The sequence below is a fragment of the Tannockella kyphosi genome (assembly GCF_021054785.1).
GTDB lineage: Bacteria > Bacillota_I > Bacilli_A > Erysipelotrichales > Coprobacillaceae > Tannockella > Tannockella kyphosi.
The window spans coordinates 2,008,868-2,034,651 of the sequence record NZ_CP088239.1; the positions used below are offsets into that span (position 1 = coordinate 2,008,868).

25 protein-coding genes and 1 riboswitch are annotated in these 25,784 nt (G+C 30.2%); of the genes, 3 read left to right on the forward strand and 22 right to left on the reverse strand.

What is annotated here, in order from left to right:
• Window positions 1-88: 88 nt before the first annotated feature.
• The 4 genes from LRR82_RS09760 to rpsF are packed head-to-tail and all read right to left on the reverse strand — an operon-like array spanning window position 89 to window position 2,496.
• Window positions 89-1,369, reverse strand: a complete 1,281-nt coding sequence (locus LRR82_RS09760; RefSeq protein ID WP_249029244.1) for a uracil-xanthine permease family protein — start codon at window positions 1,367-1,369, stop codon at window positions 89-91.
• Between the two features lie 52 nt (window positions 1,370-1,421).
• The gene (rpsR, locus tag LRR82_RS09765; RefSeq protein ID WP_249029245.1) at window positions 1,422-1,652 is read right to left on the reverse strand and encodes a 30S ribosomal protein S18; all 231 of its coding nucleotides are present in this window, start codon (window positions 1,650-1,652) and stop codon (window positions 1,422-1,424) included.
• 18 nt (window positions 1,653-1,670) lie between these two features.
• Entirely contained in the window at window positions 1,671-2,201 is a 531-nt protein-coding gene (gene ssb / locus LRR82_RS09770) for a single-stranded DNA-binding protein (RefSeq protein ID WP_249029246.1), read from the reverse strand.
• Window positions 2,202-2,214: 13 nt separating this feature from the next.
• Window positions 2,215-2,496, reverse strand: a complete 282-nt coding sequence (rpsF, locus tag LRR82_RS09775) for a 30S ribosomal protein S6 (RefSeq protein ID WP_249029247.1) — start codon at window positions 2,494-2,496, stop codon at window positions 2,215-2,217.
• A gap of 206 nt (window positions 2,497-2,702) precedes the next feature.
• On the opposite strand from rpsF, the gene LRR82_RS09780 reads away from it, so the two are divergent.
• Window positions 2,703-3,350 carry an HAD family hydrolase gene (locus LRR82_RS09780; protein WP_249029248.1) on the forward strand — a complete coding sequence of 216 codons (648 nt, stop codon included), beginning with the start codon at window positions 2,703-2,705 and terminating at the stop codon, window positions 3,348-3,350.
• A 25-nt stretch (window positions 3,351-3,375) separates the two neighbouring features.
• Here the strand turns inward: LRR82_RS09780 and LRR82_RS09785 are convergent, their stop codons facing one another.
• The 9 genes from LRR82_RS09785 to LRR82_RS09825 form a co-directional block, all read right to left on the reverse strand.
• The gene (locus LRR82_RS09785; RefSeq protein ID WP_249029249.1) at window positions 3,376-4,497 is read right to left on the reverse strand and encodes a glycerate kinase; all 1,122 of its coding nucleotides are present in this window, start codon (window positions 4,495-4,497) and stop codon (window positions 3,376-3,378) included.
• 19 nt (window positions 4,498-4,516) lie between these two features.
• Entirely contained in the window at window positions 4,517-7,078 is a 2,562-nt protein-coding gene (mngB, locus tag LRR82_RS09790; RefSeq protein WP_249029250.1) for a mannosylglycerate hydrolase, read from the reverse strand.
• A gap of 10 nt (window positions 7,079-7,088) precedes the next feature.
• Window positions 7,089-8,975, reverse strand: coding sequence for a PTS 2-O-a-mannosyl-D-glycerate transporter subunit IIABC (gene mngA, locus LRR82_RS09795; RefSeq protein WP_249029251.1), 1,887 nt, complete (start codon window positions 8,973-8,975; stop codon window positions 7,089-7,091).
• Between the two features lie 142 nt (window positions 8,976-9,117).
• Complete coding sequence (locus LRR82_RS09800; protein WP_249029252.1) at window positions 9,118-9,846, reverse strand: MurR/RpiR family transcriptional regulator; 729 nt, start codon at window positions 9,844-9,846, stop codon at window positions 9,118-9,120.
• A 27-nt stretch (window positions 9,847-9,873) separates the two neighbouring features.
• Window positions 9,874-10,509, reverse strand: a complete 636-nt coding sequence (gene ispD / locus LRR82_RS09805) for a 2-C-methyl-D-erythritol 4-phosphate cytidylyltransferase (protein ID WP_249029253.1) — start codon at window positions 10,507-10,509, stop codon at window positions 9,874-9,876.
• A gap of 66 nt (window positions 10,510-10,575) precedes the next feature.
• The gene (locus LRR82_RS09810; RefSeq protein ID WP_249029254.1) at window positions 10,576-11,235 is read right to left on the reverse strand and encodes a LiaF transmembrane domain-containing protein; all 660 of its coding nucleotides are present in this window, start codon (window positions 11,233-11,235) and stop codon (window positions 10,576-10,578) included.
• A gap of 1 nt (window position 11,236) precedes the next feature.
• The gene (locus LRR82_RS09815; RefSeq protein WP_249029255.1) at window positions 11,237-11,689 is read right to left on the reverse strand and encodes a LytTR family DNA-binding domain-containing protein; all 453 of its coding nucleotides are present in this window, start codon (window positions 11,687-11,689) and stop codon (window positions 11,237-11,239) included.
• A 117-nt stretch (window positions 11,690-11,806) separates the two neighbouring features.
• Window positions 11,807-13,810 (reverse strand): AAA family ATPase, encoded by a 2,004-nt coding sequence (locus tag LRR82_RS09820; RefSeq protein WP_249029256.1) that lies wholly within the window; start codon window positions 13,808-13,810, stop codon window positions 11,807-11,809.
• Between the two features lie 100 nt (window positions 13,811-13,910).
• The gene (locus tag LRR82_RS09825) at window positions 13,911-14,273 is read right to left on the reverse strand and encodes a hypothetical protein (protein ID WP_249029257.1); all 363 of its coding nucleotides are present in this window, start codon (window positions 14,271-14,273) and stop codon (window positions 13,911-13,913) included.
• Window positions 14,274-14,339: 66 nt separating this feature from the next.
• On the opposite strand from LRR82_RS09825, the gene LRR82_RS09830 reads away from it, so the two are divergent.
• Window positions 14,340-15,014: a GTP pyrophosphokinase gene (locus LRR82_RS09830; RefSeq protein ID WP_249029258.1), complete on the forward strand. Its 675-nt coding sequence runs from the start codon at window positions 14,340-14,342 to the stop codon at window positions 15,012-15,014.
• Here the strand turns inward: LRR82_RS09830 and pnuC are convergent.
• The 6 genes from pnuC to LRR82_RS09860 are packed head-to-tail and all read right to left on the reverse strand — an operon-like array spanning window position 15,011 to window position 19,559.
• Window positions 15,011-15,700 (reverse strand): nicotinamide riboside transporter PnuC, encoded by a 690-nt coding sequence (gene pnuC, locus LRR82_RS09835; protein WP_249029259.1) that lies wholly within the window; start codon window positions 15,698-15,700, stop codon window positions 15,011-15,013. The genes LRR82_RS09830 and pnuC overlap by 4 nt on opposite strands.
• 45 nt (window positions 15,701-15,745) lie before the next feature.
• Window positions 15,746-16,156 carry a GNAT family N-acetyltransferase gene (locus LRR82_RS09840; protein ID WP_249029260.1) on the reverse strand — a complete coding sequence of 137 codons (411 nt, stop codon included), beginning with the start codon at window positions 16,154-16,156 and terminating at the stop codon, window positions 15,746-15,748.
• 1 nt (window position 16,157) lies between these two features.
• Window positions 16,158-17,453 (reverse strand): diaminopimelate decarboxylase, encoded by a 1,296-nt coding sequence (gene lysA / locus LRR82_RS09845; RefSeq protein ID WP_249029262.1) that lies wholly within the window; start codon window positions 17,451-17,453, stop codon window positions 16,158-16,160.
• Between the two features lie 8 nt (window positions 17,454-17,461).
• Window positions 17,462-18,205: a 4-hydroxy-tetrahydrodipicolinate reductase gene (gene dapB, locus LRR82_RS09850; protein ID WP_249029263.1), complete on the reverse strand. Its 744-nt coding sequence runs from the start codon at window positions 18,203-18,205 to the stop codon at window positions 17,462-17,464.
• A 2-nt stretch (window positions 18,206-18,207) separates the two neighbouring features.
• On the reverse strand, window positions 18,208-19,101 hold the full coding sequence (gene dapA / locus LRR82_RS09855; protein WP_249029265.1) for a 4-hydroxy-tetrahydrodipicolinate synthase: 894 nt from the start codon (window positions 19,099-19,101) through the stop codon (window positions 18,208-18,210).
• Between the two features lie 11 nt (window positions 19,102-19,112).
• A complete protein-coding gene (locus LRR82_RS09860) occupies window positions 19,113-19,559 on the reverse strand; it encodes an ACT domain-containing protein (protein ID WP_249029266.1) in 447 nt (148 codons plus the stop codon).
• A 58-nt stretch (window positions 19,560-19,617) separates the two neighbouring features.
• Window positions 19,618-19,793, reverse strand: a riboswitch (Lysine riboswitch).
• Between the two features lie 199 nt (window positions 19,794-19,992).
• Here LRR82_RS09860 and LRR82_RS09865 point away from each other — a divergent pair.
• On the forward strand, window positions 19,993-20,997 hold the full coding sequence (locus LRR82_RS09865; protein ID WP_249029267.1) for a LacI family DNA-binding transcriptional regulator: 1,005 nt from the start codon (window positions 19,993-19,995) through the stop codon (window positions 20,995-20,997).
• Here LRR82_RS09865 and LRR82_RS09870 read toward each other — a convergent pair.
• From LRR82_RS09870 to LRR82_RS09875, 3 genes are read right to left on the reverse strand one after another with little or no spacing between them, the layout of a single operon-like run.
• Window positions 20,994-21,578: a histidine phosphatase family protein gene (locus tag LRR82_RS09870; protein WP_249029268.1), complete on the reverse strand. Its 585-nt coding sequence runs from the start codon at window positions 21,576-21,578 to the stop codon at window positions 20,994-20,996. The two genes, LRR82_RS09865 and LRR82_RS09870, sit on opposite strands and share 4 nt — an antisense overlap.
• A gap of 15 nt (window positions 21,579-21,593) precedes the next feature.
• Window positions 21,594-22,829 (reverse strand): 2-hydroxyacyl-CoA dehydratase, encoded by a 1,236-nt coding sequence (locus tag LRR82_RS10910; protein ID WP_283162778.1) that lies wholly within the window; start codon window positions 22,827-22,829, stop codon window positions 21,594-21,596.
• A 1-nt stretch (window position 22,830) separates the two neighbouring features.
• Window positions 22,831-25,737 carry an acyl-CoA dehydratase activase-related protein gene (locus LRR82_RS09875; RefSeq protein ID WP_283162779.1) on the reverse strand — a complete coding sequence of 969 codons (2,907 nt, stop codon included), beginning with the start codon at window positions 25,735-25,737 and terminating at the stop codon, window positions 22,831-22,833.
• Window positions 25,738-25,784 lie beyond the last annotated feature (47 nt).

Consider the following 25,784-nt stretch of genomic DNA (forward strand, 5'->3'; position numbering starts at 1 on the left):
TTATAGCCTATCCATTCCTTCAAGTAAATAGATACACTTTTTAATAGAACTTATTATGTCAAATTAAGTAAAAAAAATAGCCTTTCGACTATTCTTCTTCTATATCATCTCTAAATAATAAGTTTAATACAACTCCTACAATTGCTGATAAAGCTGTACCTGATAAAGTAGCACTTCCTGCAATAGGGAATACTGCTCCTCCTAAACCAACTACTAACATTGCCGAAGCAATAATTAAGTTTCTTGATTTTGAGAAATCAATTTTGTTATCAACTAAGATTCTTAAACCATTACTTGCAATAACACCATATAATAAAATACTCATCCCACCTAATACACAAGTTGGAATTGAATTAATAATAACTGTTACATAATCTAAACATGATAATAAGATTGCGATACAGGCAGCTCCACAAGTTACATAAACAGAACCTATTTTTGTCATACCAATAACACCTGTATTTTCACCATAAGTAGTATTTGCAGGTCCTCCTAAGAATGCAGAGAATGCCGTTGCTACACCATCACCAATTAAAGTTTTATCAATACCTGGATCTTTTAAGAAGTTTTTACCACAGATTTTACCTAATACAGTATGATCTCCAATATGTTCAGAAATAGTTACAATTGCTACTGGTAAAATAGCTAATGTTTCTGGTCCAAAATAGAATTCATATTGTCTGAATCCTTCCACATAGAATGGGAAAGCAAAATCAGGAATTGCAAAGAAACTAGCTGTAGCTAATCCACTTAAATCAACTAAACCTAATACCCATGCTACTAAATATCCTACAACAATAGCTGCTAAAAAAGGAATAATTTTTAAGAATCCTTTTGCATAAACAGATACACCTGCAGCTACTAAGAAAGTAATAATTGCTACTACCATTTGAGGTACTGTCCCATCACTTGTAAATCCAGCATTTGATACAGCAGAACTTGCTAAACTTAATCCAATAACTGCAATCATAGGACCAATTACAATAGGAGGTAATAATTTATCCACCCATGCTGTTCCAACAAACTTAATAATAATGGCTACAATAATATAAATTAACCCTACTAACATTAATCCTGTTTGAGCAGCTGAAATATTTCCACCCATCGCTTCTACTGCTAAAACAACTGCAGTAATATAAGCAAATGATGATCCTAAATAAACAGGAACTTTTCCTTTTGTACAAATAGTATAAATGATTGTTCCACATCCAGAAGCAAATAATGCTACTGATACTGGAAAACCAGTTAAGATAGGTACTAATACAGTTGCTCCAAACATTGCAAATACATGTTGGAAACTTAATAATAACCATAATCCTGCTTTTGGTTTTTCATTTACATCAACGATTAAATTCTTTTTTTCTTCCATCTTCATCTCTCCTTTATTCTTAAAAAAAAAGACCAGAAAAGGTCTTTTCTAATTATTCACCAACGTATGGTAATAAAGCCATTTGTCTAGAACGTTTGATAGCAGTAGCTAACATTCTTTGGTATTTAGCGCTTGTACCAGTTACACGTCTAGGGATAATTTTCCCATTAGCTGAGATAAATCTTTTTAATAACTCAACATCTTTATAATCAATATAAGTTACTTTATTTTTAGTGAAGAAACATACTTTTTTTCTTCCCATTCTTTGTCTTTTGAATGCCATTTTGAAATTCTCCTTTCGTTAAAATGGTAAATCATCTTCCATGATTGCATATGAATTATCAGAATTTCCAAATTCTTCTTGTAAATTCCTTGTTGGTTGTACAGGTTGTGCCTGTGCTACCGGTGGTGCATCATAGTAATTGTTGTTATTTTGTGGTTGTTGTTGGTATCCACCTTGAGGTTGTTGATAACCTTGTTGGTATCCGCCTTGTTGTTGGTTTGCTTCTCTAGCCCCTTTTGTTTCAAGGAATTGAACAGAGTCACATACAACTTCTACAACATACACTTTTTGTCCTTGAGCATTATCATATGATCTTGATTGAAGTCTTCCTTCAACCCCTACCAATGAACCCTTAGAACAATATTTTTTTACATTTTCTGCTACTTTATTCCAAACAGTACAATTAATAAAGTCTGCTTGTTGTCCGTTTGTAGAATTATAATTTCTATTCATTGCTAAGGTAAAGCTAGTTACAGAGGCGTTATTACCTACTGTTCTTAGTTCAGGATCTCTTGTCATCCTTCCTACTAATACTACTCTGTTTATCATTGTTAGCTCCTCCTTATTTGCGAAGAGTTAATTGACGTAGAACAGAATCATTGATTTTAGAAATACGATCAAATTCTTTAATGTTAGCTGGTGTAGTTGTTGTTTCAATAACTACATAGTAACCTTTTGAGAATTTTTTTACTTCGTAAGCTAAATCACGTAATCCCCATTCGTTAACTGAATCAATAGTACCGTTATCTGTAGCTAAAATTGCTTTTAACGTTTCGATAACTGTATTTCTTGCTTCTTCTTCAACGTCAGGTTTTACAATAAACATAATTTCATACTTGTTCATTTTTATACCTCCTATGGTCTATTGGCCTATTCTCTTTTGGAATAGACAGGCAGTAAATTTTTTTACATGCTCAACGATTATAGCATACTTTATTTTAATTATCAATATTATATTGGAAAATAGGCACTTTTTTACATTCTATTTTTCATTAATAAATCATCATCCTTCCATCTATTTATGATATACTCTTTTGTGAGGTGAAAACAATGATAAAAGCAGTGTTATTTGATATGGATGGAGTATTAATTGAAAGTGAAATAGAGTATATGAAGCGTTTTGTTGAAGTTTTTCGTAGTAAAAATATTATTGTAAGGGAAGAAGATTTTTACTGCCTAGTTGGGGCTAGTTCTCCAGATAGTTTAGAAACTTTTGATAAGCTTGCAAAGCCTATTAGTGGTGCTAAAATGATGAGTTTATGTGCGCAAAGTATTCTTGATAATCCATTTGCGTATAAGGAAATAAGAACAGAAAATATTTATGAATTATTGCGTGATTTAAAAGAAGATGGTTATAAGATTGCAGTAGCTTCTGCAACAAGTAGGCAAGGTATTCAACTTGCCTTAAAAGAAACTTCTTTAGATCAGTTTGTGGATGTTTATTATTCTGGAGATGATTGTCCTAGAAGCAAACCTTTTCCAGATGTATATTTAAAAGTAATGGAACTATTGGATGTGACTCCTGAACAATGTGTTATTCTAGAAGACTCTAAGCCAGGTATTCAAGCTGCAACTAGTGCTGGAGGCTATGTTGTAGCGAGAGAAGTGCCAATATTTCCTATTGATCAATCTCTTGCTAGTGAAAAGATTAGAGATGTTTATGATTTATATGCGATTGTTAAAAAATTAGATAAATAAAAAAGTCCGAGAAACTCGGATTTTTTTATTTGAATAAGATTTTAGAAATATTGATTACTTCTTGATAAAGACATTGTTCCCCTAAAGCCAATGATGTTTCTAAAGGCATACATTCATTAACAATCGAGAACATTGCAGTGACACCAATATCATATAAGTTGCTTGCTTCTTTTGTTACTCTACCACCAAATGTAATAAATGGTACTTGGTGTTTTGATGTTAATCTTGCGATTCCACTAATTGTTTTGCCATCAATAGTTTGTCCATCAATACTACCTTCTCCACTAATTACGAGATCAGCATCTAAAATAGCCAATTCTAATTTAGTAATATCCATTACTAAATCAATTCCACTCACTAAAGAAGCTCCTAATAAATAAAATGCTCCTCCTAGTCCTCCTGCACTTCCGGTTCTAGGTACATCACGAATCTCTTTGTTGGTTGCTTGTAAAAAGATAGTTGCAAGATGATTAAGATCTTGATCCATTTGTTCCACTTGTTTAGGAGATAATCCTTTTTGAGGTCCAAAAGTATAACTAGCACCATTTTTACCAATATATGTATTTTCAACATCACTTGCTATTTGGATTTCAATACCTTCTAAGTTTACAAATGTTGTTGTTAAATCAACACTTGCTATTTTTGCAATAGAAGATACATGACAGGGTAATAGTTGCCCTTCATGATTATAAAATTTTGCTCCTAAGGCACATAACATTCCAAAACCACCATCTACTGTTCCACTACCACCTAAACCAACAATAATTTTGGTACAATCACGACTCATGGCATCTAAGATAATTTGACCTAAACCATAGCTCGTTGCTTCTAATGGTTGCTTTTGATTATCGAGCAGGTAAGTAATCGCTAGATTACTTGCTGCTTCGATAAATGCAGTGTGTTGATGTATACCATAGGTTACATTGATATCTTGATGATATAGATTTTTTACTTTTACTGTTTGGAGTCTTGCATTGGTAGCATCACTTAGGATTTGTGCTGTTCCTTCACCACCATCTGCCATTGGTATTTTTGTATAGGTGTAAGTAGGATGAATTTCTTTCATGGCTTTTTCTATTACATCACAGGCAATTGATGCATCCATACATCCTTTGAATGAATCACATGCTATTACTATTTTCTTCATTAGATCAGCCTCTTTTCTTTTAAATAATAAATGATTTAACTTGATTATAAGCGATATTGTTGTTTGAATCTATTGTTTCTTCATTTAAGTTTGTTACTTTTTTAATAGGAACATTTAATTCTATTGTTTGTTCTTCTTTTGTGATTTGGAAAGCACGAACTAATAATTGTTCTTCTTTTTCCATTTTCTTTACAGTACTGATAACAATATTTTTGTTTGTTTGTGTAAATAAAGAATGTGTATAAGGAGTTTGTTTTCCACTGTTGTTTAGTTTCATTGCGTTATAAGGCATTTTGTTATAAGAAACTAATGGTGTTGTATAAGCTTTTGCTTTTGTTGCAAGTTCATTTGTAGATGCATAAGTAGATATACCTAAGTCCATTGTAATTGTTCCTAACATTTGAGAATCTGGTGTTTCCATCTTAATTCCTGATGGACGCCCAGGACGACGTACTAAGTTTTCTTTCCCTAATACTCCGACACTTCTAAATAAGGTAAGTGCGATTGTTTCATAGTTATCTCCAATTACTTCATATTCACGAATAGAATTTGTAAAAGCCACTAGAGATGCATCTTTTAATGTTACATAGCTTAACATTGGATAAATCGTATCTGGTCTTTCACTCCATTTTTCTTTTTCCCAATAATCTAATGCATCATCATAAACTGGTCTTTCTATAATACCAAACTGATTATCGCTTAAGGATACTTTACCAGCAATATTTTGAGGAATATAGGTACGTAATCGATGATCTTCTGCTTTATTATCTACCGTAATTTGAATAGAAATAAAATCACTATTTTTCTTTAATCCTACTTCAATGCTAAAGTCCATTGTAGCATCTATAAATCCTTCACTACGTCTTTGTAAGTTTTTTGGTACTTCCATTGTATAATTAATAATTGCTTTACTTGTTAAGTCAGTAGCATTGATTGTTGTATTTGCGATTACATCATTAGATGTAAAGATTACATCTTCTATTAATGGTGAGTAATCATATCCATCTCCATCATCTGAACCATCTTCCATTAATAATACATCACTATATTCTTTATTAGTTGTTTTATCTAAAATAGTTAATGTTCCATTATTAGCTACTTCAATTACATAATATTCATTTTCTAAATGATTTGCTTGTTTTGTTGTTACTTCCATAGAACAAGTATCTTCTACTAAGAAGAATGTTGTATAACCCATAGATGGAATGGTTGTATCTATTTGTAATGTATATTCTACAAATGGATCATAGTTACCATAATGTACAATTTGACGATCAATTAAACCAGCATCAATGATTTGTTTTGTTTCAATAGTATAAGCTACTTCTTGGTTATTACTATCTACTAATTTAAATCCTTTCATACGTGTAATTACTTTGCCAATTACTACTTCTTTTCTAGTAGTAGGTAACATATTAAATACTGTTAATTTATCTAATGCTATTGCATTATCCATCGAATCTACTATTTTTCTTTGATAGAATTCAATGAAACGATCTACTTTTTCTAAAGCTAAGATAAATCTTTCTTTTATTTCACGATGTACTTTATCACTACAACAACATCCTATTGAATCATGGGCATGGTTTTTCATAATATCTTTCCAAATAGATTCGATAAAACCATGATAGTATTCAAACCCTAATGAATAAGCTAAAGAAGCTAATGGTTCTAAGATATTTGTTATTTTATTTTCAATAATTGTGTTTAAGATTTTAATATCTGCTCTAGAAGAGAAGATAGAGCGATGAACACGCATGTATTTTCCATCTAAGAATTCTCCATGTAATGTATCATAATCAGTTTTCTTTTCTAATTCTTCAAATAAGTTATCAAAACTACTTAAGAAGAAGTCTTTTGTAGGATAAATATTTTTTAATTGAACCATTACTTCTTCAATATTTTGTTGAATTGGCATTTGGTCATGACCATTTGGTAATAAAATATTTTCTCCAGTAGCTCCTCTTTCTAATACTGGCATGTATTTTTCACAACGTTTTGCAAGAGCTTCTTTTTCTTCTGGTAAATATTTACCAATAGCATATCCTAAAGGTAATAATTGGGTTAATACTTTACTTCCATCATCACTTGTCCAATAGAATTCTGTATTTGTAGTACCCATTCTTTCACTAGTACCTCTCCAAAACATACTTCTATGAATATCAAATCCATTTAATATCATTGGCATTTGAGCTGATTGTCCAAAAGAATCAGGTAAGTATCCTAGTTTCATTACAGGTCCAAACTCTTCACAATCTTTATGTCCATATAATAAGTTACGTACAATTGACTCTCCACCAACTACCATTTCATCAGTTTGGCTATACCAAGGACCAATAATTAATCTTCCTGCTTGTGTTAATTTTTTTAATCTTTCTTTGTTTTCTGGCATGATATTTAAGTAGTCTTCTAATACTGCTGTTTGACCATCTAATGTATAAGTTGGATAATTAGGATCATTTTCTAATCTTGTCATGATTTCTTCCATGTTGTTTACTAATAATAATTTTGATTCTTCGGCTGAAAAATACCATTCACGATCCCAATGCATATGGGGTACTACATGTACTTTGTTTGACATTTTATTTCCTCTATTTCTTTAGTTTTTGTTTTCTAGTAATTACTAATAATGAAGCTGATATGATTGCTCCTAGCACTGCTGCTCCAAACCATACTGCCATTGCTACTGGCATGTTATCTGCTGTTAATACAAATATGGAGAAAATTCCTGCTCCTGGTACATCTAAACCAATTTGGAACATAGCTACTAAAGCTCCACAAACTGCTGATCCTACTGACATCGAAAACATTACTCGTAAAGGATCTGCCATCATAAATGGAATCGCACCTTCTGTAATACCAGCTAATCCAAGTAACCAAGTTGAGTTACCAATTTCTCTTTCTTGTTCTGTATATAAATCTTTTGCAAACTTAGTTGCTAATGTTACTGCAAATGCAGAAACCATTTTAACGGATGCAAATACACAATATGGTACTAATACACCTTCTGCCATTGCTGCAACACAGAATGCATATGATGCTTTATTTACAGGTCCTCCTAAATCAAAAGAAACCATGATTCCAACAATTGCCCCAAGTAATGCTGCATTTGTCCCTGATAAAGAACTTAACATAGCTACTAAACTATTATTTAACCAAGTTACTGGTTGTCCTAATACAAATAACATAATAATTCCAACAATTAAAACAGATGCAACAGGATAAATAACAAAACTTACAAACCCTGCAAATGTTCCTTTAGCAGGAATATATTTCTTTAAACCTAACATAACAAATCCGGCAACAATCCCACCTAGCATCCCAGCTAAGAATCCACCTTCTATCATATTGGCACATAACCCAGCAGCAAACCCTGCTGTTAACCCTGGTTTTTCTGCAATACTATAAGCCATATATGCTGCTAATACTGGTACCATTAGTGTCCCTAATAAAGTACTACCTAATAATTTAATTTGATATAAATAACTAGTTGAATCACTTAATAAAACCTCTGCTCCAAACAATCTTGCAAAGATTGTTACTAAAGCTGCAATCATCCCTCCTGCTACAATCAAAGGAATAACATGAGAAATCCCTGTCATTACAGATTCTTTAATAATTCCTGTTATACTTTCATCTACTGCATCTTGTTCTACAAATTCTTTTTTATCACTATTACTAGCTTTATCTAATGCATCTTGAATAATGCCTTGGGCATTATGTAATGGTGCTGCTACTCTTGTACGGATAGTTGGTAAATGTTGATAACGTTCTTCATTTTTTACTGCTACATCGACACTAAAGATAGCTGCATCTGCATTTTTTAATTGTTCATTTGTATGACGATCTTCAATTCCGTTTGCCCCTTGTTTTTCAACAAATACTTGAACACCCATTTCTTTACCCGCTTTTATAAGTGCTTCGGCCGCCATATAAGTATGTGCTATTCCAGCAGCACATGCTGTAATTGCAACAATGCTGTGTGTATATGTTACTTCTTCTTTTTCTGTTGTTTGATTAGGATCATAATCTAATAGTTCTACGAATTGTTTTGGAGATGTTGCACTATATAATTTACTTGTATAATTCATATCGGACATCTTTGTCATTAAAGTAGATAATAACTTCATTTGTGTTCCTGATTCATCTACTTCTGGTATTGCTAATAAGAAAACATATTTAACTTCATTGGTTGGTACAACACTTGGCCAATCAGTAGCAATATTATTTAAGATTGCTACTGCAAAAGATGCTTCTTTTACAGCTGATGATTTACCATGAGGAATAGCAAGTCCAGCATCAATTCCTGTTGCACTTATTTCTTCTCTTGCAATAACTGCATTGTAAAATTCTTCTTTGTTAGAAATTTTATCTTCTTGATATAATTTCTCAATTAATGCATGAATAATTTCGTCTTTGTTTACTAAATCACTATGGATAGTAATTAAAGATTCTTTTGTTAATTTTGATAGTTCCATTTCTTTGTTCTCCTTCTTTTCTTTACAAGCACATCCTAACATATAATTTAGTGTGTCCTTTTTTTTCATTATTTTTATACATTTTTTAAAAAACTTCTTACTTGCTTGTGTATTTATACACAAAAAAGGAAGCTTAGCTCCCTTAAATACAATACTCTCTCCAAAATACTTCACTTAACTCTCTAAGTAAAATCATTAATCCGGTTCTATCCGTAACATTAAAACCATCTAGTCTTCTCTCTTCACCCCAAAAATACAACGCTTTATTACTAATACTACTTAAACTATTTTTATTAAAATGAGTAATACTAATTACACATACTCCTCTTTCTTTGGCTTGTTTAGCTACTTCTATTAATCTTTTATTTTCTCCAGTAGCACTTATAAATACCAAAACATCCTGTTGATCACAATGACTTACTCGATAATCTATTTCATGATAGTTATGATAATATTCTGCTTTTTTATTGATACAACGTAAATTATTAGCCATCATTTCACAAAAATAAATAGAATCTCCTACTCCTAGAAAATAAACTGTTTTACATTTCTTCATTTTTAAAGATACTTGAAATAAAGCATCATAATTAATTAATTCAATTGTTTTCGATACATTATTTGGTATCTTTTTTATTTTACCTGCTTCTTCATTTTCTTGTTGAATCATTATTTTTAATTGTGCAAAGCCAGTATATTCTAACTTCTTAGCTAAACGCATAATAGCGTTTGGTACACTATATACTTCACTCGCAATATCTTGTATTGATAATGTATGTATTATGCTCCGATTCTTTCTAATATAATCAATAATCTCATCATCCGTATCATTTAATTTAAATTCCTGTTTTAATACACGTTCTTCAAAATTCATAAAACAATACTCCTTCTATTTTATTTTTTATAAATCGGATGGTGTTGTTATTTTTTTGTTTTCATAATCACCTACAACAACATACACTTTCTTGTTTGTAAACATTTCTACTAAAGAACTATCATCCGTAGCAACAAAGTTATTCTCTTTTCCTTTTTGATAAGCTTCCTTGATTAAGTTAGTCTCAAATACTTGTGGTGTTTGTGCATTCATCATAGTATGACGAGCTGGTGTTTTCACCACAATTCCATCTACTACTTCTTTTAATGTATCAATACTTGGAACCATCACTAAACATGCTTTGTGTTTTTCCACACACTGGCATAATTCATCCATTGTTTTTCTAGCAACATAAGGTCTTGCTCCATCATGAATAAAAACATATTCTTGATTCACTACTTGAAGTCCAGCATAGACACTATCTTGTCTTTCTTTACCACCGATACAATATTTGATACGTTTATCAGATACTAATGCATCAAATTCAGGCATTTCTTCTTGTTTACAAACAACAATAATTTGATGACAACGACTATCATTTAAAAAGAGTTTCATTGTTTTTTGATAGACTGTTTCCCCATCTTTTTGATAAAACATTTTATTATAACCTAATCCTGTTCTAGAACCACTTCCAGCACATAAAACAATCGCACTATATTTCATCGTATCACCTTCCTTTGCTTTATTTTATCACGGTTATCTAAAAAAAAATAGAGTCTAAATTAGACTCTAAATATAAATAATTTGTAATTCACTACAAGTAATACTTCCTTTTACATATAGTGTATATACTTGATCATCAATAACACCTGTTTTAGAGACATCTCCAAACAATGTTTTTACAGAAGATTCTACTTTCCAACTCCTTGGTACAAATAAATTAACTTCTCCACAAGTTACTTTTATATTCACAGTTGCTTCATTCATTAACATCGTTGTTTGATCAAAATATACTTTCACTTCTCCAAAAGTACAATGAATATTTGCTTCTTCAAAGTGATTCGAAGAAATATATTTTTCTACTCCTCCAAATGTAATCGATACATCATCACTTATATCTTGGTAGAGTACTTTTTCTTTCTTTGTTTTTTGGGGAAAAATCAAAGAAACACCAATACTTAATAATGTTGCTATTACCATTAAAGCTAGAAAAGATATTCTAGGCATCGATAATGCTTCATACGTAAAAATATAACAAAAAGAAAAACTAAAGATAGCTTGACTAAAGTTTCTTTGATAAATCCCTGCAATCCCTATTCCTCCAAAGATAACTCCTGCTACTACTGTTCCAAATTCAAAATTAGGCAAATATCCTAATTCTGATAGTAAGAATAACAATGCACTTATAATTAATGTTATCCCTATAATTTTATCACCATACTTATTCATTTTATTTCCTCTTTCTTTCTAGAACATATTGGAAATTTTTATAATATGTTCTTGATATCGATACATTCTTATGACTTCCTTTAAATTCAACCATTCCATTTCTTACTAAGTCTCGATTAATAGCATAAATATTTTTCACATTTACAATAGCTGACTTCGATACTCTAACATAAAAGTCAGGTAATAATTGTTCTAGTTCATATAGTTTATATTTTACTTGGTATACCTTATCTATTGTATGTGCTACGATGTCTCTACCTTCTGTTTCAAAAAATAAAACATCATCCAGATTTAAAAAACATTCTTTTTCTAATAGATATCCTTTTATTTCTTGTAATTGAGGATATGCATTTAGTTGTTTTTCTAGTTTTTTTATATCTTCATTATATTCTTTTGTAAGAATATGAACGGTTGTTTCTTCTAAGTCTTCTTTTATTTCTACTACAACTTTCAAAACAATTCCTCCTTTACGCATTTAGCTTATCATATTTTTGTTTTTATTTCTTCTTTTTTGTTTAACAGGTTACTTTTTTAGTCTAAGAAGTAAAAAAGGATATCTAAAATAGATATCCTATTGATAAGTAAGTACTTCTTTTTGTATTAAATATTGTTGTAATTGTCTTAGTGCTCCTCTTGCTCCTAGATGAATTTGATAGTTATTGAGCAGGTTTTCTAGTTCTTTTGATGATAATTCAAAAGCACAATTGTTTTGTAAAATTGTTAAGATTGCATCTTTTGATAAGTCAAAGAATTGAAAAGTATAGTCAATTCGATTGATAAATTCATCACTAAAATAGTGATAAATATTATCTTGTTTCTTTGTTTTCTTAAAACCTAAACCATTATTTTGTTGGAATATGTTTGCAGTCATAATAATCAAACAGTCATGAAAATAGATTTTTCTCTTTTGGTTATCTTCTAGATAACCTTCATCTAATACTTGTAGAAATAGGTGTAAGACATCAGGATGGGCTTTTTCTATTTCATCTAATAAGATAATTGATTTTTGATTTGTTGTCAGCTTTTCTAAAAACAAACTAGATTTTTCATATCCTATATATCCTGGTGGAGATCCTAATATTTTTTGTAGCGAAGTTGGGTCTTTGTATTCAGACATATCTAATCGAATAATTGGTTTATTCATGAATATGCTTAGTTGTTTTACTAATTCTGTTTTTCCAACACCTGTTCTACCGGTAAATAAGTATACTCCTTGTGGTTTGTTTCTTTGTTTTTTAGGATATGCTAGATGATTAATAAACGTATCAATAATAGAATCTTGCCCAATTACTTTCTTTTTTAATGATTCTTTTAGGGCAGGATAATCGTATTCTTGATCTATCTTTATTTTTGTATACTCTTCGATTGTTTGTTTTAAGATATCTTTGGTTACTGTTTTTGCTTGTAAGAATTTTGTTTTTACACAAGCTAAATCTAATATATCAATTGCTTTATCTGGAAAAGTTCTGTTTTTCATATAACGTGTTACTGTTTCTAATAGATAGTCTAAACAATCATCTGGTAATAAGATACCATGATATTGTTCATAATAGGCTTTATTTTGTAAGAGAATTTGTTTTGTTTCTTCACGAGTGTTTTCTTGTAACATTACAATACTAAAGCGACGATTCATTGCTTGTACAGGTTCAAAGTATTGGTAATACTCACTTGTTGTAGTGGCACCTATAATGGTGATATCTTTTCTAGCAATATATGGTTTTAATATATTAGAGGCATCGATAGCACCTTCTGCTCCTCCTGCTCCTATCATAGTATGAATTTCATCAATAAATAGAACAACATTATCTAATCCTTTTACCTTATCAATTATTTTCTTTAGTTTCTCTTCAAATTCTCCTCGATATTTTGTTCCTGATACAACACCAGATAAGTTTAATTCATAAATTAATGTTTTTTGTAAGCTTGGTATTACATTCTTTTCATTAATCATCATTGCTAGTTTTTCAACTAATGCGGATTTTCCAACACCTGCTTGTCCTATAATTAAAGCATTGCTTTTCTCTTTTTTAGAAAGTATCATACATAATTGCTCTATTTCTTTTTCTCTTCCTACTATTTCTTTTTTGTTTTCTTTCATTCTTTTGTTTAGATTAATTAAGGTTGGTATTTGATCTAGTTTTGATTCTAAGTCACTATTTTCTTTCATTTCAAAAATAATTTCTTCTATATCTACCTTATATTTCTTTAATAGCTCCATTGCAACACTTTCTCTAGACTCTAATAACGCTAGTGATAAAATATTGATTGATACTTTATCACTTGCTGTTTCTTTTACTAATTGTATTGCTTTTTCTAATATGTCTTGTACTATTTCGCTATATTCCATATAAAAAGGTTGATCATCACTTCGTCCAAATAAACGAATAATATCATCCTCTATTTTTTTATCATCTACATCGTACTTTTGTAATGCATTTGTTAATTTTGCATCTGTCATTTTTAATATTGCAAGCAATAAGTGTTCACTTCCAACACTAGGATGTCCAAAGTCAAAGGCAATGCTTTCGCCTATTACTATTGCTTTTTGAGACTGTTCATCAAATTTTGTTAACATAGTACACCTCTTTCCTTTCTAATATATGTATTACCTATTTAAATTATTAACAATGCTTTTGGTTTTATGCTTTTTTTCAAAATAAAAAGTTAGATTAGATCTAACTAAACAAAGATAAAAACCATGATTTCTTAACTACATCTTGACTACTACTACAATAGTTCAACTCTAAAGTACCTTGAATGCTTTTTCCATTTCCATCACCTTGAACAATCAAATACTCCCCATTATAAAAACTAGCATCATATTCATTTGTATGATCAGCACAAACTTGATATAAATCATCTACTCCTTTTGACCAATCTATATAATCTGCCAACAATTGATTTTTAGTTTGATAAGCCTTATCAATATCTTCTTGATTATTACTTGCTGCTACAATCGTATAAGTTGGAGATTCACTCCCTGCATCTATCGTTAGCATATTCATTATTATAAAACATATTACAATATATTTTCTCATTCTATTCACCTCAAGTTCATTTTTCACCATTATAATTATTTTATACATATAAAGAGGAGAATTTTTATGGGAAATAGTTATGAGGTGTCGTTATCTGACTTAATGTTAGATGAAGCAGTGTTTTCTTCTATTAATGAATTTGCACAAATTCAACAAATATATAGTGCAGCTATTAAAGAGATTAAAACAAAGCTAGAAATATTAGATGATGAGTTTGCAGTACGTTATGATTATAATCCAATTCATCATATGGATTATCGTTTAAAGAAACCTAGAAGTATTATTAATAAGTGTCGTAAAAATAATATTCCTGTTAATGCGGATGCGATTCAAAAGAATTTATTTGATATAGCAGGTATTCGTGTTATTTGTAATTATGTGGATGATATTTATTTAGTAGCTAATTTATTATCAAAACAAGATGATGTTACACTTCTTGTTAAAAAGGATTATATTAAAAACCCTAAACCTAGTGGTTATCGTAGTTTACATCTTGTTTTAGAAATACCAATATTCTTAGCAGATGAAACAAAAATGGTTCCTGTAGAAATACAAATTCGTACAATCGCAATGGATTTTTGGGCAAGTCTAGAACATCATATGAAATACAAAACAGATGCTAGTGTCCCTGATGGTGTTCGTTTAGAGCTTACAGAGTGTGCTAATTCGATTAGTAAACTAGATCATAAAATGCAGGGTATTCATAATGAACTAACAAAACTATCAAAAAAGGATGACTAATTGTTATCCTTTTGTTTTTCTTTCATTTTTTTCCAATTATAATAAGCATATAAATCATTTACTAAAAATACACAAAAACATAAAACCATGGTTAGATAAGTACTATTTTGTATGGTTGCAAGCAACCATAATATAATTAATATTATATCATTGAATGCATAGGCAATTGCATAATAATGACTACGCAAATAAGTTAACCCGACTGCCATAAAACTAGTAAAAATAGACAACACACTAACGATTAAATTTTGTGTATTAAAATATTTTAAAACAAAATAAAATAGAATCGTTACTATCATTGTCAAAAAACATAAACATAGAAACTTTGGTTTTGTTAGATTGGCTACTTCAACTTCATCTATTGATCCTTGATAAGGATTTTTCAACCATTCTATTGTTGCCAGTAATGCCATAGGTCCTGTCATACAAAGATATGTCAACATTTCGCCATAATATCCAAATTGATAAGATATATATCCATACAATATACTAAACACAACCGTTATTATTTGTCCTAATACATTGCCTCTTGCTAAATAAAGCAATCCAGTAATTCCTAATAATGTTGTAAAAAGTGATAAATAATGAATATTTCCATGAAAGATATTAACACTTAAAATAATAGTTATCGATAGTATCCATAATCTCATTTCTATTTTATTAAAACAAAATATCATCTTTTTCATATCTTTCTCCCAAAAAAAGAAGCATTGATCATGCTTCTTTTTAAACTATATTTCTTTTAACATGGTAACATGAGGACAATGTTCATCTAAGTATTCTTCGCCTTTTTGATGATACCCCATCTTTTGATAAAATATTTTTGCTTGTACCTGTGCCGATAGTTTTATTTTATGATAACCTTCTTTTTTTATTTCTTTTTCTAAATACTCCATCATTTGTTTGCCTAAATGAGATTTACGATATGCTTTGGCTACTGCTATTCTACCTATAATTGCATAGTCATCTTCGTAATAGATTCTTCCTACCACAACAGGTAGTTCTTCTTCCATAAACACAACATGTTTACAACTAGCATCTCTTGATTCAAATTCATCTTGAAATCCTTGTTCTTTTACAAATACTTCTTCTCTAAGAATTTTGGCTTGTTCAAATAAACCAATTTGACATATTACTTCCATGTTATTGTTCATCAAATAATAATAGATCATCAAAAGTTTGACGACGCACTACTACTTTGCTTTCTCCTTCATGGGTAAAGACAACTGCTGGTTTTGGTAACTGATTGTAATTAGAAGCCATTGAATAATGATAAGCTCCTGTTGTAAACATTGCCAAAATATCTCCTGGTTGTGGATCACTAAGGGCAACATCTTTACATAGAATATCCCCTGACTCACAGTTTTTCCCTGCTACTGTTACAACTGTATCCTTTTCTTTACTTGCTTTATTAACAACTAGTGCTTCATATTTTGCATCATATAAGCTAACACGAATGTTATCTGTCATACCACCATCTACACTAATATATTTACGAACACCTGGAATATCTTTATAAGCTCCAACTGTATATAAAGTAACCCCTGCATTCCCAACTACATACCTACCTGGTTCAATTAGTACCATTGGAACATCAAAGCCTTTTGCTTTGAATCCTTTGGTAATAATATCCATGATTGTATCTGTAATAAGATCAAAATCTAATGGTTTATCTTCTTTGGTGTAGGCTATTCCATAGCCTCCACCAGCATTTAATTTCTTAATGACAATTCCAAATGTATCATATATCTCATAACTTAATTGTACAAATTTATGCATTGCATCAACATAGGCTTGAATATCTTCTATTTGAGAACCAATATGACAATGTATTCCAACAAACTCAATATGAGAACAATCTAATACTGCTTGAATTGCTTTTAAATAAGTTTCATCATGACTACTAAAACCAAACTTTGTATCTGTTGCACCTGTTTGAATATATTCATGATTCCCTGCTGTAACTCCTGGAGTGACACGCATTGTTGCTTGTATTATGACATTGTATTGTAATGCATATTTTTGGATAAGTTCTATTTCATAGAAGTTATCTACAACAAAGTTTTCTACCCCATTTTTAATAGCGTATTCTATTTCACTAGGTAATTTATTATTTCCGTGGAAATAAATTTTTTTCTTGTTGAAACCAGCTTTTAATGCTATTGACATTTCTCCTGATGATACTACATCAATACCTATATCATATTGTTTTGCTAGTTTGTAAATAGCTAAACAACTAAATGATTTAGATGCAAATAATGGCAAAGTATTTGGATACTTTGTCATCATTTCTTGTAATTTATCAAGTCTTGAACAAATATGTCCTTTTGACATTACAAATAAAGGTGTACCATATTCCTTTACCAAATTTATTGATGATACTTCATCAATGAAAAGGTCATCTCCTTTTACTTCTATAAAATCTCTTTGTAAAACCATTGCTCTCCCTAATATAAAGTTTTCAAAGTATATAAACCGCACTCTTTATTTTCTAAAGATTTCGCTGCACTAATTGCTCCTTGTACAAAGACTTCTTTCGATAACGCATTATGAGTTACTTCAATTACTTCGTCCTTTCCAGCAAATACGATTGTGTGTTCTCCAAAGATAGTACCTCCACGGATTGCTTGAATTCCCACTTCTTCTTTTTTTCTTTTTTCTCTTGTTTGACTACGATCATAAACAGCTCTCGTATTTGTTACTTCTTCTTCAATAACATCATAGATTAATTTAGCTGTACCACTAGGTGCATCTATTTTTTGGTTATGATGCTTTTCAATAATTTCAATATCAAAACCACTATCATATAATTCTTTTGATACTGTTCTTAATATTTTTGTAACCATTTGAATTCCTAATGATGTGTTATAAGATTGGAAAATAGCAATTTCTTGACTAGCTTCTTCTATTTTATTTAATTGATCTTGATTGTATCCTGTTGTTGCAAGAACTAACTTTGTTTTATTTTTTAAACCATATTCTAATACCATATCTAAATTACTAGGGTGTGAAAAATCAATAATAACATCTGCTACTTCATAACACCCTTGTAAGTTTTCATACATTGGTTCTGGTGCTGGTTCATCAAAAAAATTAGATACTACTGCTAATAAGTCCATGTCTTCTTGTTCACGAACTTTTGCGGCAACCTTCTTCCCCATAAAACCATAACCTACAACAATCGCTTTCATTCTTAGTACCCTAATGCATCAAATGCATCCATTGCTGCAAATAACGCTTCTCTTTTTGCTTGTGTTGTTGGTACTAATGGCATACGTAAAATATTTTTACAAATACCTTTTTTCGATAATGCTGCTTTGGCATTAATTGGATTTACATCACTAAATAATTGATCATTTAAGTCATCCATATCTAATGCCATTTTCTTTGCTTCTTCCATATTTCCATCTAATATATGTTGGCATAACATTTGTGTCTCTCTAGGATAAACATTAGAAACAACAGAAATAACTCCTTTTGCTCCTGAAGCCATCATTGGTAAAATAATATCATCATTTCCTGAATACACTACAAAATCTTCTATATCTCTCGTTTTTGTCATAATTTCTAAAGCATAAGATAAATTACCTGTAGCATCTTTAATACCAACAATATTTTTATGTTTTGCAAGTTCTACTACTGTATCTACTTCAATTAACATTCCTGTACGACTTGGTACACAATATAAAATAATTGGAATATTTACACTATCAGCAATCATTAAATAATGTTTTAATAAACCTTCTTTCGAAGTTTTATTATAGTAAGGAGTTACTACTAATAACCCATCTACTCCTAAAGACTCTACATATTTACTTTGATCAATTGCATGTTTTGTATCATTTGATCCAGTACCAGCAATTACTTTGCATTTCCCTTTTGCAACCTTAAGTGCTAATTTTAATAACTCATGTTCTTCCTCTACTACTAAAGTAGCTGGTTCTCCTGTCGTACCATTTACGATAATAGCTTTTACTCCACCCTCTAGATTACTTCTTACAAGCTTTTCATAAGCTCCATAATCTACGCTAAAATCTTCATTCATTGGTGTAACTAATGCTGTCCCGCATCCTTCAAATAATGCCATATTCTTCTCCTTTATCTTCCTTCGACACAAGCTACTGCTTGTTCGATTTTATCTTTATCTACTAAGTATGTTATGGATGTATCGGATGTTGTTACTTGATAAAAAGTAATATCATTACTTGCAAGTAAATGAAATAACTTAGTTGCAACTCCAACAGACTCTTTCATTGCTGTTCCTTCTACATGAAGTTTAGCATACTTTGTACTTTGAAATATTTCTAAAGTAGGATGTTCCTGCTTTAGTAATTGAATTGCTTTATTCAATTTATCTGCATCTCTTAGATGACAAGTAAACTCAATTAAGCTTTGATCTTCTAAGGTTACCTTAGAAATCATATCTACATTTACCCCACAATCACTTACAACAGCAAATATCTTTGCAATATAAAAGGGATGCTTGGTTACATTTAGTAATTTCACTTGAATTACATCTTTTTCATAACTAACTTTGTTTTCCATAGAATTCTCCTCAAATTAAAAATTGCAATGATATCATTGCAACAAGGTTCCTTCTGTTAACAATGATAGCACAACATTACATAACGCAATGACAGTATTATTGATTTTCTCAAATAACACCAGATTTATATGAAAGCGCAACTTCATATCATCTTCGGCAAAACGTTCCCCCACTTTTATCTAGTTGCACCTTACAACAAAAGATTCTTAACATCTCGCACCTCTATCTAACTACATAAAATATAGCATAAAAGGATATTTTTTACAACCATTATTCTATATATAAAAATTTAGTAAACTTTACAATAATATTTAGTAAATTATTGACTATTTTTTACTAAAGAGTTAGAATGTTTATGAAAGTAAAATAATTAATTTGAATGATTTATTCAATCATTTTTATATAAAACTATCAATAATAAGGAGGTCCTATATGCCCACATTAAAAGATGTTGCTAAAAGAGCAGGCGTTTCTTCTTCTACTGTTTCTAGAGTTTTAAATAATGATAAGAGTCTTACTCTTCCTATTGAAACAAAGAAAAAGATATTAGATGCAGCAAATGAACTTAACTACATTAAAAAACAAAAGAAGAATACTCATGAATATACTATGGGGATATTACAATGGTATTCTTTACAACAAGAAATGGAAGATCCTTTTTATCTTTCTATTCGTACAGGGGTAGAGTTGTTTTGTCAAGAACATAATATTTTAACTACTCGTGTTTTTAAAAGTGATTCTAATTATATGGATAAACTAAAGGGGATTACTAGTTTGGTTTGTATGGGGAAATTTGGAAAAGAGGAAATGGAGAATTTAGCTCTTATTACAAATAAGATAGTATTTATTGATATGGAAACAAAGTCTATTCAATATTCTACTATTTCTTTAGATTTTATAGCAGCTATGCAAACAACAATCGATTATTTATCTTCTTTAAATCATCGTAAGATTGGTTTTTTAGGAGGGCAAGAGTTTTTAGATGAATCTACTATCTATCCCGATGTCCGTTATGATTTATTTGTTAAAAATTGTGAAAAGTTAGATATTGAATATAAACCTTATGTTATTAATGGATCTTTTACAAGAGAGTCTGGATATAATATGATGTTAGACTTAATTCAAAAAGGTACGTTACCTACTGCTATTGTAGCAGCAAGTGATCCGATTGCAATTGGAGCTCTTCGTGCTTTAAAGGAAAACAATATTCGAGTACCTGAAGATATTTCTTTGATTGGTTTTGATGATATTGCGGATACAAATTATACCGATCCACCATTAACTACGATTCATACCCCTTCTTTCCAAATGGGTCAATATGGAGCTTATATTGTCGATCAATTGTTAACAGAAAAGAATTCTTTACCAATGCGTGTTGTTTTACCTTGTTTCTTAATGGAAAGAGAATCTTGTGTTCTATATAAAAGCGAAGCTTAATGCTTCGCTTTTTCATACCATTCTTTTGCTTCTTTGTTATCTAAGTTTATAGCTTCTATTTCTAATGTTTCACTATTTATTATTGTTATAGAAACGTTTTTTAAAAAAATTCTTCCTTCTCTTTTTGTAGGATCTAATTCTTTTATTAAAGCTGCTATTGCAGAGCCATGACTAACTACTAAGATATCATTTTGATACGTTTGACAATAATCATCAAAAGCTTCTTTCATTCTTTTACGAACAATTTTATAAGATTCTTCTCCTGGTGCATGTCCATCGGGATATCTTGAATACCTTTCTTTAATAGGTATTCCTTCTGTCACACCAAAGTCTTTTTCAATAATTCTAGAATCTACTACTATTTTATCAACCTTTGCTTCCTCTATTAAAATATCTCCCGTTTGTCTTGTTCTTATTAGAGGAGATACTATCATCGCTTCAAAACTCTTATCTTTAAATACTGGTTGTACTTCTCTTGCTTGTTGTTTTCCTGTTTCATTCAAAGGAATATCACTTCGCCCTTGTACAATTTCTTGTTTGTTATGTTCAGTTTCTCCATGACGAACTAAATATATATACATAATTTCCTCCAAATATTATAAATTTTCTTTTGCTACAGAAAGCATTAGTTTAATTCTATTTTCTTGATTTACTTTTGTAGCACCTGGATCATAATCAATTGCTACAATATTTGCTTTCGGGAATTGTTTCACAATTTTACGAACCATTCCTTTTCCAGCAATATGATTTGGTAAACATCCAAATGGTTGAGCACATACGATATTTCCATATCCTGATTCTGCTAATTCTAACATTTCTGCTGTAAGTAACCATCCTTCACCCATTTTACACCCATAACCAATAACTGGTTCTACTAATTTTTTTAAGTGTTGATAAGTTCCAGGAGGCGTAAATCTTGTTCCTTGTAATGATTCTATTAAATATGTTTCATATTTTGTAAGGAAGTTAAATAACTTTTTACAAACAATATCTTTTATCTTATTTCCACCATATAATTTAATATCTTCAATACGATTATCTACTTTAAATAACATAAATCCCATTAATCCAGGAACCATTACTTCACAATCTTGTTCTTGTAAAAACTTTTCTAAATTATTATTTGCAAGAGGAGAATATTTTACATAAATTTCTCCAACAATACCTACTTTTACTTTCTTTTCTTCTTTTATTTCTATTTCTTCAAAAGATAATGACATTTCTTTTAAGTATTTTTTCATTTCTTTTTGAGAATATCCTTTGTTTTGTTCAAATAACTCACTTATTTTTACAGTCCATTGTTCTAATAAAGTATCTGTTTGTCCTTTTTTTATTTCATAAGGTCTAACTTGGTTACTTAATAACATCAATAAGTCTCCATAAACAGCTGCTGCTACCATTCTTCTAATAAGCGGTAATGATAACTTAAAACCACTATTCTTTTCTAAACCAGACATATTAATAGAAATAACTGGAATATCACCTAATCCTGCATTTCTTAATCCTTTTCTAAGTAAATGGATATAATTAGAAGCACGACATCCACCTCCTGTTTGAGACATGATTAAAGCAGTGTGTTCTAAATCATAATCACCACTTTTTAATGCACTTATCATTTGACCACTAGTTAGTAATGCTGGATAGCAAGTATCATTATGAATATATTTTAATCCTTCATCAATGACACTTTGATCTGTATTCGTTAGTATTTCCATCGTATATCCATAACTAGTAAATATTTTTTCTAATATTTTAAAATGAACATTCAACATATTTGGTACTAATATTTTATGTGTTTTCTTCATTTCTTTTGTGAATTCAACTCTATCCATACTAATCCTCCAATCCTGTTGCTGCAAACAAGCTACGTAATCTTATTTTTACAGCCCCTAAGTTCGTAATTTCATCTATTTTTATTTGTGTATAGATTTTGTTTTTCTCTTCTAAAATATGACGTACTTCATCTGTTGTAATCGCATCTACACCACATCCAAAGGATACTAATTGTACTAAATTTATCATTGGATCATTGCTTTGTGCAATATATTTAGCACTAGAATATAATCTAGCATGATAAGTCCATTGATTTAAGACTTCTGTTTTTACATAATCTACTTTATGGCTTATCGCATCTTCACATATTAGGACTGCTCCACAATCACATACTAAATTATCTATTCCATGATTGATTTCAGAATCTAAATGATAAGGTCTTCCTGCTAAGACAATAATTGGTAAATTATTGTCTTTTGCAATTGCTAAATATTTTTCCCCTTTATCTCTAATCTTTTGCATATAATGATCATATTCTTGATATGCTTTTTTACATGCTTTTTCTATTTCTTTTTTATTAAAAGGACCAAATTCTCTTTCTAATATAAGTTGTATTTTTTTAGGGAAATCTTTTTTACGATGAATACCTATATAATCATGAATATATTTTATATCATCTATTGCACTAATATTTGCTTTTACTACCTCTGGATAATAAGCAACTACCGGACAATTATAATGATTATCACTTTTTCCTTCTTTTAAATTATAAGACATACAAGGATAGAATATAGCATCTACTTGTTGTTCTAATAATACTTCCATATGTCCATGAATAAGCTTTGCTGGATAACAAACAGTATCCGAAGGAATGGTATGTTGTCCTTTTACATAAACATCACGGGTAGATTCCGGTGATACATATACTCCAAAACCTAATTCTTTAAAGAACGTATGCCAGAAAGGTAGTAACTCAAACATATTTAAAGCGAAAGGAAGTCCTATTGTTTCTCTTGTTCCACTACAATTTTCATATTTTCTTAAATATCTTTTTTTATCATCAAACATATTATATTTTTCTTTTTTACTTTTTAACTGTAATGGCTTTTCACAACGATTACCACCTATAAAAATATTATTGTTTGCAAACGTATTCACTGTTAATTTACAATGATTTGTACAACGATTACAGGTAACTGATTTTACAACATGTTTAAATTCTTGTAATTGTTCTAATGTCAAAATATTACTTTTTTCAATATTCTTTTCTTTTATATATAAAGCAGCTCCATAAGCTCCCATTAATCCTGAAAGCAAAGGTCTAGTAACCTCAATATTTAATTCCTTTTCAAAAGCACGTAATACTGCATTATTTAAGAAAGTTCCCCCTTGTACTACAATATGTTTCCCTAAAGATTCCGCATTAGCAACACGTATTACTTTATACAATGCATTTTTAACAACACTAATCGCAAGCCCAGCTGAAATATCTTCTACACTCGCCCCATCTTTTTGTGCCTGTTTAACTGAAGAATTCATAAAAACAGTACAACGAGATCCTAAATCTACTGGTCTTGGAGCAAATAATCCTGATTTTGAAAAATCTGCAATATCTTGATTCAATGCTCCTGCAAAAGTTTGTAAAAATGAACCACATCCAGAAGAACAAGCTTCATTTAAAAAGATATTATCAATTGCTTGATTTCTTATTTTAAAACATTTAATATCTTGACCACCTATATCAATAATAAAATCTACTTCTGGATTATATTTTTTTGCAGCTCTAAAATGAGCCATTGTTTCTACTAACCCAGCATCTCCTTGAAAAGCATTCTTTATTATTTCTTCTCCATATCCTGTTGTAGCAAGACCACCTATTTCAATTCCTGGAAATCTTGTATATAAATCAACTAAAAAATCTTTTACTAATAATACTGGTGATCCTTTATTTGACATATAAGCAGTATGTACTAATTTATCATCTTCACCTAAAACAACTGCTTTTAATGTGGTAGACCCAGCATCTATTCCTATATATGCTTTTCCTACTAAAGGAAAAGTTTCTATTTCTTGATCAATTCCATGACGATCACTAAATTCTTTATATTCTTTTTCATCTTTAAATAATGGTGCTAAACTACTATATCCACCACTTGTTTTATAATTACTAATATCTTCTATTAATTGTTTCATATCAAAAACTTTTTCATCTTGATATAAAGCAGTCCCCATTGATACAAAGTATAATGAATTTTCAGGAAATATTCCCTTTAAATGCAATGCTTCATCAAATGTTTCTCTTAATTTAGAAAAGAAAGTAAGTGGTCCACCTAAATAAACAACATTCCCTTTTATTTCTCTACCTTGAGCTAATCCTGCAATTGTTTGATTCGCTACCGCTAAAAAGATACTTGCTGCAATATCTTCCTTACGAGCACCTTGATTTAATAATGGTTGGATATCACTTTTTGCAAATACACCACATCTTGATGCAATACTATATAATTTTTGACTATCTTTGGCATATTCGTTCATTTCTAAAGGGGTAATGTTTAGTAGCGTAGCCATTTGATCAATAAATGCACCAGTCCCACCAGCACAACTACCATTCATTCGCACTTCCATTACTCCATCTAAAAATAAAATCTTTGCATCTTCTCCACCTAATTCTACTACACAATCACTTTCTGGTAATAATGTCTTTACTGCAAGTCTTGTAGCATATACTTCTTGTACAAAAGGAATATCCATTGTATTCGCAAAACCCATTCCTGCTGAACCAGATATTTTAATGCTTACTTCTTTTTGATCAGGAAATTTGTTTGATATTTCTTCTAACATTTCTTTTGTCTTTGTTATTATTTGTGCAAAATGCCTTTGATAATTGCTATAAATAATTTCATTGTTTTCATTTAACACAACACACTTAAGTGTTGTAGACCCCACATCTAACCCTATTCTAAACATAAGTTCTCCCCTCTGCATGCTTAATACTATATTATTAACACCTTTTA